At 62.9% G+C, this 11,714-nt stretch carries 11 protein-coding genes; 5 read left to right on the forward strand and 6 right to left on the reverse strand.

Annotated features, from left to right (window positions below; all coding sequences use genetic code 11):
* The first annotated feature begins 62 nt into the window (after positions 1-62).
* The 3 genes from C2134_RS09370 (at position 63) to greB (ending at position 2,362) form a co-directional block, all read left to right on the forward strand.
* Entirely contained in the window at positions 63-1,202 is a 1,140-nt protein-coding gene (locus C2134_RS09370) for a pseudouridine synthase (RefSeq protein ID WP_233196402.1), read from the forward strand.
* Positions 1,203-1,289: 87 nt separating this feature from the next.
* Entirely contained in the window at positions 1,290-1,760 is a 471-nt protein-coding gene (locus C2134_RS09375; protein ID WP_158248734.1) for an NUDIX domain-containing protein, read from the forward strand.
* Positions 1,761-1,807: 47 nt separating this feature from the next.
* A complete protein-coding gene (greB, locus tag C2134_RS09380; RefSeq protein WP_043620841.1) occupies positions 1,808-2,362 on the forward strand; it encodes a transcription elongation factor GreB in 555 nt (184 codons plus the stop codon).
* Positions 2,363-2,481: 119 nt separating this feature from the next.
* Here greB and C2134_RS09385 read toward each other — a convergent pair whose 3' ends face one another.
* From C2134_RS09385 to C2134_RS09410, 6 genes are all read right to left on the reverse strand, one after another.
* On the reverse strand, positions 2,482-2,940 hold the full coding sequence (locus C2134_RS09385) for a MarR family winged helix-turn-helix transcriptional regulator (protein WP_103319501.1): 459 nt from the start codon (positions 2,938-2,940) through the stop codon (positions 2,482-2,484).
* A gap of 64 nt (positions 2,941-3,004) precedes the next feature.
* Positions 3,005-3,628 (reverse strand): hypothetical protein, encoded by a 624-nt coding sequence (locus tag C2134_RS09390; protein ID WP_103319504.1) that lies wholly within the window; start codon positions 3,626-3,628, stop codon positions 3,005-3,007.
* Positions 3,629-3,921: 293 nt separating this feature from the next.
* Entirely contained in the window at positions 3,922-5,937 is a 2,016-nt protein-coding gene (locus C2134_RS09395; protein ID WP_103319506.1) for a M3 family metallopeptidase, read from the reverse strand.
* Positions 5,938-5,940: 3 nt separating this feature from the next.
* A complete protein-coding gene (locus tag C2134_RS09400; protein WP_158248735.1) occupies positions 5,941-6,537 on the reverse strand; it encodes a 3'-5' exoribonuclease domain-containing protein in 597 nt (198 codons plus the stop codon).
* Between the two features lie 4 nt (positions 6,538-6,541).
* Entirely contained in the window at positions 6,542-7,129 is a 588-nt protein-coding gene (locus C2134_RS09405; RefSeq protein ID WP_103319510.1) for a pyridoxamine 5'-phosphate oxidase family protein, read from the reverse strand.
* An 85-nt stretch (positions 7,130-7,214) separates the two neighbouring features.
* On the reverse strand, positions 7,215-9,239 hold the full coding sequence (locus C2134_RS09410; RefSeq protein WP_103319511.1) for a M3 family metallopeptidase: 2,025 nt from the start codon (positions 9,237-9,239) through the stop codon (positions 7,215-7,217).
* Positions 9,240-9,453: 214 nt separating this feature from the next.
* Between C2134_RS09410 and C2134_RS09415 the strand changes: the two genes are divergently transcribed.
* Together C2134_RS09415 and C2134_RS21705 are read left to right on the forward strand one after the other, a co-directional pair.
* Positions 9,454-10,632: a methyl-accepting chemotaxis protein gene (locus tag C2134_RS09415; protein ID WP_146042120.1), complete on the forward strand. Its 1,179-nt coding sequence runs from the start codon at positions 9,454-9,456 to the stop codon at positions 10,630-10,632.
* A 465-nt stretch (positions 10,633-11,097) separates the two neighbouring features.
* A partial coding sequence (locus tag C2134_RS21705; RefSeq protein ID WP_199179904.1) for a HAMP domain-containing protein occupies positions 11,098-11,714 on the forward strand: 617 nt, incomplete at its 3' end.

An 11,714-nucleotide genomic window follows, 5' to 3' on the forward strand; every position in this document is an offset into this window, starting at 1 on the left:
TCGCGCCGGTACAGAATGGCGTGCCGCTGTTCAAACTATCGCGTCGCGAGCAGGAGCAGCAGATGCTGGCCGCCGCCAACCGCAAGCCGACCTACACCCGTGACAGCAACGGCGATATCAACGGCAATGTGGCGCTGGATCACGAAAAGCGTTTCGGCAACAAGAACGCCGCGCGCCCGGCCGGTGATCAGGCCGCTCGAGGACGCAACAGGACCGATGGCGACAAGTCGGCCGAGCAGAACCCGAGGGCCGAGGCCAAGGGGCGTGGCGACGCCAAGCCCAAGCAGCAAGTGCAGCGCGCCAAGAAGCTGCGCCTGCGCAGCCCCAGCCAGGACATCAAGAACAAGGCGCAGAAACTGAAGGAGGTGCGTGTCGATCTGAACGAGATCGAACCGGTGCGCCTGCAGAAGGCCTTGTCCTCGTCCGGCGTAGGCTCCCGCCGCGAAATGGAAGAATGGATCGAGGCCGGCCTGGTGCTGGTCAACGGCAAGAAGGCCAATCTGGGCGACAAGGTCGGCCCGCACGACAAAGTCACGGTCAAGGGCGATCCGATCAAGCTGAAGTGGCCCGACCGCCTGCCGCGCGTGATCATGTATCACAAGGAAGAAGGCGAGATCGTCACCCGCGACGACCCGGAAGGCCGCGTCACCGTATTCGACCGTCTGCCGCAAGCCAAATCCAGCCGCTGGGTGGCCATCGGTCGCCTTGACGTGAACACCTCGGGCCTGTTGCTGATCACCACCAGCGGCGAACTGGCCAACCGCATGATGCACCCCAGCTTCGAAGTGGAGCGCGAGTACTCGGTGCGCGTGCTGGGCGAACTGACGCCGGAAATCATGAAGGAAATGACCAAGGGCGTGCAGCTGGAAGACGGCGAGGCGCGCTTCGACCGCATTTTCCAGACCGGCGGCCAGGAAGAGTCGGCCAATCAGTGGTTCAATGTGGTGATCAAGGAAGGCCGCAACCGCGAAGTGCGCCGCATGTTCGAGCATTTCGGCCTGACCGTCAGCCGCCTGATGCGCGTGCGTTTCGGCAATATCGGCCTGCCGCCGCGGCTCAAGCGCGGCCAGTTCTACGAACTGAACGCCGCCGAAGTGGCCGCCGTGATGAAGTGGTCCAATCTGACCGTGACCGGCGGCAAGAAGACCGGCGGCCAGCGTCGTCCTTCGGCGCGCAAGCCCAAGACTGCGCGCGCCGAGTAAGCGAGAGATCGGTCGGCTTTGGCCGGCCGGCGGCGAATGCGGGCGCGCGCCATCAGGCGGCGCCCGCTTTTCGTTGCGGGAGAGAAAATGGAACAATGGAACGAGGCCGGGGCTGACGAGTGGACGCAAGCTGAGCCGCGCAGGTGGCGCGCCTCCATCGTCATCATCGAGCATGGCCGCCTGTTGCTGATGCGCCGGGTCAAGCCGGAAAAAGAGTTCTTCGTGCTGCCTGGCGGCAACATCAAGAAGAACGAAACGCCGGCGATGGCCTGCGTGCGCGAAACGCGCGAGGAAACCGGGCTCAATGTCTGGCTGGGCGGCCAGATCTGCGTGCTGGAAGGCAACAGCCGCACCGAGCATGTTTTCGTCGCGCGGGAGCATCGCGGCCTGTTGCGCCTGGGCGGACCGGAGCTGGCCAAGCTGGCGCCGGACAATCACTACGAGCTGGTGTGGCTGGACGCGGCGCAATTGCGCAGGGTCAAGCTGCGGCCCAAGGCGCTGATGCCGTATTGCCTGGCATTGCTGGAGGGCAGGGCGCTGCCGGCAACCGAGGCATAATTGGACTGACGCCGCATCGATGGCGGCCGCATGGAATCGACAAGGCTATGAGCAAGGCATTTACTCGAGAAGACGAGCAGCAGGAAGACGATCTGCCGGCGGAGCGCCGCCTGCCGGCCTCGACCAAGAACTACATCACGCCCGGCGGTTGGCAGCGGCTGAAGGATGAGCTGTACCACTTGGTCAACCGGGAGCGGCCGGAAATCGTGCAGGTGGTCAATTGGGCGGCCAGCAATGGCGATCGCTCGGAAAATGGCGATTACCTATATGGCAAGCGCCGGCTGCGCGAGATTGACCGCCGCATCCGCTTTCTGACCAAGCGTCTGGAAATCGCCGAAGTGGTGGACCCGGAAACGCGCGAGGAAACCGACCAGATCTTCTTCTCCGCCACCGTGCTGATCCAGCGCGGCGACGGCAGCGAGCAGCGGCTGAGCATTGTCGGCGTGGACGAGATAGACCTGCCGCGCGGCCGTATCAGCTGGATCTCGCCCATCGCGCGCGCCTTGCTGAAGGCGCGCGAGGGCGATAGCGTGCTGTTCCGCGGTCCGGACGGCGATGAGGACATCGAGATTCTGGAAGTCAGTTACCAGCGCATCGATTGAACAGGCGCCCGGCCCTACCGGGTTTGGCGAAGCTCAAACGCGATCCACACAGAAAACGTCAACAGCTCCTAAAAGCAACGGCCCGGATATTCCGGGCCGTTTGTCATTTGGGGCTGGGCTCAAGGCAGCATATGTTCGGATAGCCTGCCATTGATCAGAAACCAGTCGCGGGTGGCTTTGTCGCCACAGTCGCCGAATGCGGTTTGCAGCAGCCGCTGCTGCTCGCGATGCAGGCTTTCCTCTAGCCGCACGCCTTCCTCGCTCAGCGTCAGCTGTTTGACGCGCTTGTCGTGCGGCGCCGCTTGGCTGCAGATCAGGCCCATTTCCATCAACTGGCGCAGCGGGATGTTAATGGCCTGCTTGGTGACGCCCAGAAACGACAGCAAGTCCTTGACCGAGAGCTTGGGATAGCGCGCAACGAAAAACAGAATGCGATGGTGCACGCGCGCCAGGCCACGCTTGGCCAGCATTTCGTCCGGCTTGTTGGTCAGGGCTTTGTAGGCATAGAAGAAAATCTCCACGGCGGCCCGAGTGTCCAGGCTGGTTTCCTCCTCCTTGCGCGCAATGGTAGTGGTCATGATGTTTCCTGTGGTTTGGACGGCTTCAGTTTCGCATAATCTGCGCGGATAGCGGGCGCGGCGTTTAGTTGTTGCGGATCACGACATTCACGCTGGAGCGCGGATGATCGCTGATTTCTCCCACGGCTACAGAGACCCAGGTATTGGCCTTGTGCGCCACCAGGTAGCGGTCGGTTTTCTGATAGATGATGAGGCCCAGGGCCTTCTCCCATACGTCGGTATTGTTGCTGCAAGGCTTGTCGCAGACGAAGTCCAGCTGATAGCCCTGCTGCCCCAGTTGGTTCTTGTACGCGGCCCAGACTTGCATGGTGCTTTGCGTGGCAGGGTGTTCATAGGCGTCTTTGTACACCTGGCCGCGCATGAGTTCCGACTTTTCGACTCGGATGGAACCGTCCTGGTTCAGGTTGGGGCGCGACAGGAAAACCGTCATTTCGTCTAGTTCCTTATAGACGTGATCGCTTTCCTCCAGCTTGGCGGGCAGAGGCGAGCCGACAGGGGAGGGTTGGGTCAGCCGCAGGCGCGGCGTATTGGTTTGGTCGCCGGTGGGATTGGAGACCACCCCGCTCACACTTTTTACGGTGTCTACGGCTTGAGTCACAGTGCTCAGCACCGATCCGATATCGAAAGCCAGGACTTGGTTCGATGACAATGCCAGGATGGCGAAACAGCTTGCTATGGCAATGCGCATGAAGGCTCCATGTAATTTGTATGCTTATTCAGTGCCCTAGTATCCTTTTTGCAAGATAATATTTCAACGGCATCCCCGTGCTGGCCGAGTGGTATGGCAATGGTGTGTTGCGGAGGTGGCCCAGTGGCGGTTGACGCTTGCTGCATGAAAGGCGCTTGCGCCGTTTTGGCGGGGTGCCTTGCGCGACGACGCTTTGTTGTTTCGCTGGCAGAGCATGAAATGCGGCGCGCAAAACGCCTGGATTCGTCCCGCCATGCTGGCCGGCGTTGCCGCTCAGCAAACGTCCGCCGCCCTTAATCTTTCAATCCGCGCTTGCGCAGCATAGGGCTGGCGCTGGGCGCATGGCCGCAGAAGGCCTGGAAGCTGCGCTGCGGGTCGCGCGCATTGCCCGCGCTGTAGATGTGGCGATACAGGCTGTCCGCCAGTTCGGGGCTGAAGGCGTCGCCGTGCCGCTCGAACACCGAGAACGCTTCCGCTTCCAGCACTTCCGCCCATAGATAGACGTAGTAGCCGGCAGCATAGCCGCCATTGAATAGATGGTTGAAATGCGGCAGGGAGTGGGCAAGGCCGGCTTCCGGCGGCAGGCCGTAGCGGCGGCACACCTCGTCCTGGAACGCGTCCGCATCGTCTATTCCATCGGTCTGCTGATGCAGTTCCAGATCGAGCAAGGCGGAAATGACATAGCGCACCGTGGCATAGCCTTGCTGGAAGTTTTGCGCCGCCAGAATCTTGGCCACCAGCGCCGGCGGGATGGCGGCGCCGCTTTCAACGTGGCGGGCGTGCTTTTCCAGCACCTCCGGCACCAGCGCCCAGTTTTCCATCAGTTGCGACGGCAGCTCGACATAGTCGCGCGGCACTCGGGTGCCGGACAGGCGCGGGTAGTGAACATGGGACAACAGGCCATGCAGGCCGTGGCCAAACTCGTGGAACAGGGTGCGCACGTCGTCGAAGCTCAGCAGCGTCGGCTCGCCCTTGGCGAAGTTGGTGTTGTTGACCACGATGGGCAGCGAGACGCCGCCATGCAGGCCTTGCGCGCGGTAGACGCTCATCCAGGCGCCGCCCTTCTTGCCGGGACGGGCGAAATTGTCGCTGAGAAACACGCCGATGAGCTGGCCGTGGCGGCGCACTTCCCAACCGCGCACGTCTGGATGGTAGCGCGGCAGGTCGTTGCGTTCGTCAAAGCGCAGGCCAAACAGGCGTCCGGCGACATCGAACATCGCCGCCTGCATATTGGCCAGGCTGAAATATGGCTTCACCTCGGCGTCGTCCAGCGCATAGTGTTCCAAGCGCACTTTCTCGGCCAGATAGCGCCAGTCCCAGGGCGCGATGTCTTCATCGAGGCCGAGCTTGCGCGCCATCGCCTGCAGCTGCTGCTTTTCGCGCGCGAACAGCGCCTTGGCCGGCTCCCACGCTTGTTCCAGCAATTGATAAACCGCCTGCGGCGTGCCTGCCATGCGGTCGGACAGCGCGTAGTCAGCGTAGTTGGCATAGCCGAGCAGCCCGGCCTGCTGTTGGCGCAACTGCAGGATGCGTTGCAGCAGCGGACGGTTGTCGCGCGCCGGCCGGGCGCCGCGCGTGGTCCAGGCGCGCCAGATGGCCTCGCGCAGGTCGGCGCGGCTGGAGTGGGTGAGGAAGGCGATGGCCGACGAGCGTGCCAGCGTTGCCGCATAGCCTTCCAGTCCGCGTTGGCGGGCGGTCTCGGCCATGGCATTGCGCAGCGATGGCGGCAGGCCGGCCAATTCCGCCTCATCGCGCAGTTGCAGCGCGTACTCAGATTCGTCGGCCAGCACGTTCTGGCCGAAGCGCGCGCTCAGCACCGCCAGTTCTTCGACACACGCGGCGAATTCGCGCCGCGCCTCGCCTTGCAGACAGGCGCCGGCCATCAGGAAGTCCAGGTGCAGCCGCTGCAGCAGCCGGCGTTGCTCCTCGTTCAACTCCAGCTCCAATGCCTGACGCATGAGGGCATCGAGTCGGGCGAACAGTTTCTGGTTCAGATAGATGGCGCCGTGGTGGGCGGCCAGCTTGGGCGCCAGCGAGCGCTCCACTGCCTGCAGCTCGGGCGTGGAGTGGGACGAGCAGAGGTTATGGAAGACCAGCGAGACGCGCTGGAGCGGCAAGGCGGCAGCCTCCAGCGCTTCCACCGTATTGGCGAAGCTGGCTGGGCTGGGCTGTTTGGCGATGGCCTCGACCGCTTGGAGATGTTCGGTCATCAATTGCTCCAGCGCCGGCGCGAAGTGCTCGGGCCGAATGAGATCGAATGGCGGCAATTGGTGGGGCGTGTTCCAGGCTTGCAGCAAAGGGTTGTTCATTTTTTATTTCTCTTTGTCGGAATAGGGCTGAGCAAAACGCTCGTTGCGCAGCCGCACCAGCTTGCAAAGCGCCATTGCGTGTCCACGCGCATCGTCCAACGGCAAGTGGCTGTGAGGGCTGGCGACGTCGTTGAGATGGGCAGGCCAGTGGCGGCGCTTGGCGCGGGTATAGGGAACGCCCAGCACGGCCATGGCATAGGAAGGAATGTCCAGCCCGGCAATATGAAAAGCCACGCCCCCGAGGTAGCGGAAACTGTACCAATGCAGGAAGGCGTAGTCGAACGAAGCGGGGTGCGACACCAGAACCGGCTCGCCTGGCAGGCCGCGCAGCCAGTTCTCGAAATCATGCATCGCAGCCTCCGGCGCCACGCGGTCGCGCTGCAAGGCTGCCCAGGCTTCCGGCTGCGTGCGCCACCATTGCATAGTGTCTGGGTGCTCGCCCATGCCGTCGGTCGGCTGCAGATTGCGGCTGAACTCGGCCAAAATCTTGCCATCTAGCTTAAAGGCCACGGCGGCGAAGGCCAACATGGAATGCATGCCGGCAACCGGACCATTGCTTTCAATATCCACGCAGACCAGGGTTTCGATAGTTTGGTCCATGGTTTCAGGGTACCAGCAGGGTCTCAGTCCAGACGCCGTCCTGCAAGCGGTGCAGCCGACGGTCATGCAGCCGGTCGGCCGGCGAGGCCTGGCTGATTTCCAACCATCCGGGTTTTAGCAGCAGCTGTGAGACGCCAGGCGGCGCGGCATTGTCGTCTTGCCACTCTGCCTCAAGTTCCGCCAGCTCGCTGAGCAGGGTCTGCCGCGACGGCAGCGGGCTGCTCTGCGGCCGGACGCGCTGATGGTAAAGGTCGGCCAGCTGGCTGGTTTTCGGTTTGGCTTGCCAGTCTAGCCGCACAGCTTCGGTCTGCGCCAACTCGGCCTCGCCGCGCAGCCGGTATTGCACCATGGCGATGGGCCAGAAGCCGGACAGCTCCCATTTGCCATTGGCTTGCCAGTGGCGGATCTTCGGGCTGTCGGCATTGACCAGCAAGGCGATGCCGTCTTGGTTCAGCGAGCGCAGGGTGACGATGCGCGAAGCGGGCTGGCCGTCCTCATCCACGGTGATCAGCGTGGCGAAATGGGCGCAGGGGTCGTGTTGTTCGATGGCGGCTTGATGCAGCGCGCTGAGCAGGATGATTGGATCAGTCATGGGGCAAAGTATCCAGAATGGCCGTCAAGACCGCTTGGAATGGAAAAGGCCAGCTCTGGTCGGAGCTGGCCAGGACTGGACAGGCTTAACGCAGGCCGCGGCTCTTCAGCATCGCTTCCGCTTGCGGATCGCGGCCGCGGAAGGCGCGGAAGGCGGCGCGTTGTTCGCGGGCGTCGCCGGCGCTGTAGATGTAGCGATACAGCTTGTCGGCCAGTTCCGGATCGAAGGGATCGCCTGCTTCTTCGAAGGCGCCAAACGCCTCGGCCTCCAGCACTTCCGCCCACATATAGACGTAGTAGCCGGCGGCGTAGGCGTCGCCGGAGAAGATGTGGCCGAAGTGCGGCGGACGATGGTTCATGCCGGCCGCCGGCGGGACGCCCAGCCGTTCGCGTTCTGCGGTCTCGAAGGCGGCGATGTCGATGCCGTCGGCGTCGTCGCGTTCGTGCAATGCCAGGTCGATCAGCGTGGAGGCGGCGTAGCGCACGGTTTCGAAGCCCTGGTTGAAGTGGCGCGCGGCCTTGATCTTGGCCACCAGCTCGGCGGGAATGGCCGCGCCGGTTTCGGCGTGGCGCGCGTGTTTCTCCAGCACTTCCGGCACCAGCGCCCAGTTTTCCATCAGCTGCGACGGCAGCTCCACGTAGTCCCAAGGGCTGTTGGGGCTGGCCAGCAGGCGGTATTCCACATTGGACAGCATGCCGTGCAGGCCGTGTCCGAACTCATGGAACAGCGTGCGCACGTCGTCGAAACTCAGCAGCGTCTGGCCGTGGCCGGCCTTGGCGAAGTTATTGTTGTTGACGACGATGGGCAGCGTCTCGCCGCCGTTGCGGCCCTGCCAGCGGTAGACATGCATCCAGGCGCCGCCGCGCTTGCTCTGCCGCGCGTAGTTGTCGCCCAGGAACAGGGCGATCACCTTGCCCTCGCGGCTGACATCCCAAGCGCGCACGTCCGGGTGATACAGCTTGAGGTCGTGGCGTTCGCTGAAGCTGAGGCCGAATAGCCGGCCCGCCACGTCGAACATCGCCGCGATCATATTCTCCAGGCCAAAGTAGGGCTTGATCTCGGCGTCGTCCAGCGCATAGCGGGCGATGCGCACTTTTTCCGCCAGATAGAACCAGTCCCACGGCTGGATGTCAGCCGGTTCGCCCAGTTTGGCGGCTTCCTCGCGCAGCATGGCTTTTTCCGACTCGAAGCGGGCCTTGGCCGGTTCCCATACCTGGTTCATCAGCGCGTGCACCGCGGCCGGCGCGCCGGCCATGCGGTTGGCGATGGCGTAATCGGCGAAGCTGGCATAGCCGAGCAGTTTGGCCTGCTCGGCGCGCAAGGACAGGATCTGTTTCGCCAGCGGGCGGTTGTCGCGCTCCGGGTGCTCGCCGCGCCCGGTCCAGGCGCGCCAGGCCTGTTCGCGCAGATCGCGGCGCGAGGAGAAGGTCAGGAAGGGCACGATGGACGAGCGCGACAGGGTGATGGCCCAGCCCGGCTGCTGGCGCGCCTCGGCGGCGGCGCGGGCCGCGTCCAGCAGGAAGGGCGGCAGGCCGGCCAGATCGTTTTCCGTCAATGGCAGCGTGTATTCGCTCTCGTCGGCCAGCACGTTTTGACCGAAGGCAGTGGTCAGCTCCGCCAGTTTGGAAACGACCTCAGCGTAGCGCTGGCGGGCCGCGCCCTGCAGCTTGGCGCCGGCGCGGACGAAGTCGCGGTGGATCAGGTCCAGCAAGCGGCCTTGCTCTTCGTTCAGGTTCAGGCTGTCTCGCTGGGCGTGGATGGCGTCCAGCCGCGCGAAGAAGCCCGCATGCATGTAAATGCGGCTGCGGTGCTCGGCCAGCTTGGACGCCATGACGCGTTCCACTTCTTGCAGAGCGGGCGAAGTTTCCGAGGATGTCAGGTTGTCCAGCAGCAGCTGGGCGCGCTCCAGACGCAGCCCGCTGCGATCGAAGGCAGCGGCGGTGTTTTCAAAAGTGGCAGGTTCGCTCAGCGCAGCCAGGGCATCGATTTGGGCAAGATGTTCGGCGAACAGGCTGTCAAAAGCCGGTTCGAAGTGTTCGGGGCGAATCATGTCGAACGGCGGGAGCTGGTGGGGGGTGTTCCAGTCTTGCAGCAAGGGATTGGCGTTCATGGCGCTCTTCTCTGTCGGTTGAGGGATAGTCTCGCCATGACTTTAGCATGTTTGCGCGTGATGAAGGAATGCGTCGCCGGGATACTCAGTTTCCTGAGTGCGGGCTACCGGTAAGCTGGGATGGCGGCCCCAGGCGGGGCTGGCCAGAATTCAGGCATGTCAGTGCATGACCTTCTGCGCTGCTGGCCATCCTGTCCTCACCCGGAGCACGGCAATGAAATCTTCCATCCGCCTGCCTTTCAGCCTCACTGTTTTCCCGCTGGTTTCGGCGCTGGCATGCGCGTCGCTCCTGCTTGGCATGCTGGGCGCCCATCCGATCGCGCTGTCGGCGGGCGGGGCGCTGCTGGCCCTGGGGTGGGCTGGCCGGACATGGATGGGCCGGGATGTGGGGCGCTTTATCGACGCGTCTGTACAGCGGAGCCGTACGATATCCGACGCGGAGACGGCCGTGCACCGCGATCAGGCGGCTTATCTGGACTCCTTGCGCGTCACTTGCCGGGCCATGCTGCCGCGCTGGCGCAAAAACGTGGAGCTGGTGCGCGCGCAATCGGAGTCGGCAGTCGATGGGCTGGTGGCGGAGTTCCGAGACATCCGCAGCCGGCTTAAGAGGGCTTTGGGCGCTTTTGCCAGCCAGGGGCAGGAGGATCTGGCATCGACCATAGGCGGAGCGCGCGACGAGCTGGAAGCCATCCTGTCCGAGCTGAAAGCCGCGACTGCGGCCAAGCAGCAGATGATGGGCGATATCGCCTCACTGGTGCAGTTGACCGAGGACCTTCAAAAGATGGCCATCGAGGTCGGCGACATCGCCGCGCGCACCAATCTTCTGGCGCTGAACGCCGCCATCGAGGCGGCGCGCGCGGGTGAGAGCGGCCGCGGCTTTGCCGTCGTCGCCGACGAGGTGAGGAAGCTGTCCAATTTGTCCGCGACTACGGGCGCCAGCATCCGGGACAAGGTTTCAACTGCCAATCAATTGGTCGGCGGCGCTCTGGCCGCAGCCGAGCGGCTGTCTAGCGAGGACAAGCGCCTGCTTGTCAGTTCGGAAAGCGCCATCGCGGCGACGCTCGCCCGCATCAATCAAGCGGCCGATGGGCTGGCCTCTGCCAGCGCCAGCCTGCGGGCGGAAAATCTCCAGGTCAGCCAACGCATCGAGGAAGTGCTGGTGAATCTGCAATTTCAGGATCGCACCGCCCAGATCATGGGCTGGGTGCTGTCCGATATGGGGCGGCTGGATGACCGGTTGACGCAGGACGAGGAGCAGGCCCGGCAGGGCGAGGTGCCGCAACCCATCAGTGTCGATAGCTGGGTGGAAAAGGCGGAAAGCCAGTACACCACCTTGGAGCAAGCGCCTCATCGGCATCAGGCCGATGCGCAATCCAGCATGATTTTGTTTTAAGAGCCGCTCGGCAAGCCCTGATCCTGCGTTGCGCCTCCCACTGTCTGTGTCGGCGCGTCTCGGCTCAGGGGTCTTGCGAGATGGTTAGCGACTCCAGGGGGCCGGCCCCGATGTTGAGCAGTGCGAGGTATCGGATGAGTCAAGAAAAACAAGCCATCAGGCGAATGGATTTTCGGATAAGGGAAAAATGGCGCTCGATCTTGAGTATCGGTTCGGTCGCAATCTGAAGTGTTATTTACCAGGGAGTACATCATGGCTTTGTTTGATAACCGACAGCGCGCTGTAATCGCATCGTTGACGCTCCTGATTGTGTTGACGGTTTTTTCCGATGTCGCCCTGTTAATCGCGCATGGCGGCGTTTATGAGGGCGAAAAGATTTGGGTGAATGCCGCCATATGGGTCAGCACCTTGTCTTTGCCTCTGTTATTGATGGCCGCATGGCTTTCCCGCAGCCAGGAAAATGGCATGCCGGCGCTTGTCGCCATGCTCGAACAGATGGCAAACGGCAATCTGAATACGCGTCTGGAAATCTCCTCCCATGACGAGGCCGGCCGCATCGCGCGCTTGGCCACGCAAATCCAGTCCGGTTTGCAAACGTTGCTGGCCGATATGAAACGCATGTCGGCCGAACATGAGGCGGGCGATATCGACGTGCGCATGGACGAAACCAAGTTCGAGGGGGCCTACCGCGAGATGGTCAGCGGCATCAATCAGATGGTGGCGGGGCATATCGCCGTGAAGAAAAAAGCCATGGCCTGCGTGAAGGAGTTTGGCGAAGGCAATTTCGATGCCCAGCTGGAAGTGTTCCCCGGCAAGAAGCGCTTCATCAACGACACCGTTGAGCAGGTGCGCGCCAATATCAAGGCCTTCATCGGCGAAATGAACCATATGTCGGCCGAGCACGATGCGGGCGATATCGATGTGCGCATGGATGAGGCGAAATTCCAGGGCGCGTATCGCTCCATGGCGGCCGGGGTCAATAACATGGTGGCGGGCCATATCGCCGTGAAGAAAAAAGCCATGGCCTGCGTGAAGGAGTTTGGCGAAGGCAATTTCGATGCCCAGCTGGAAGTGTTCCCCGG

The organism is Chromobacterium sinusclupearum (assembly GCF_002902845.1).
Taxonomy (GTDB): Bacteria; Pseudomonadota; Gammaproteobacteria; order Burkholderiales; family Chromobacteriaceae; genus Chromobacterium; species Chromobacterium sinusclupearum.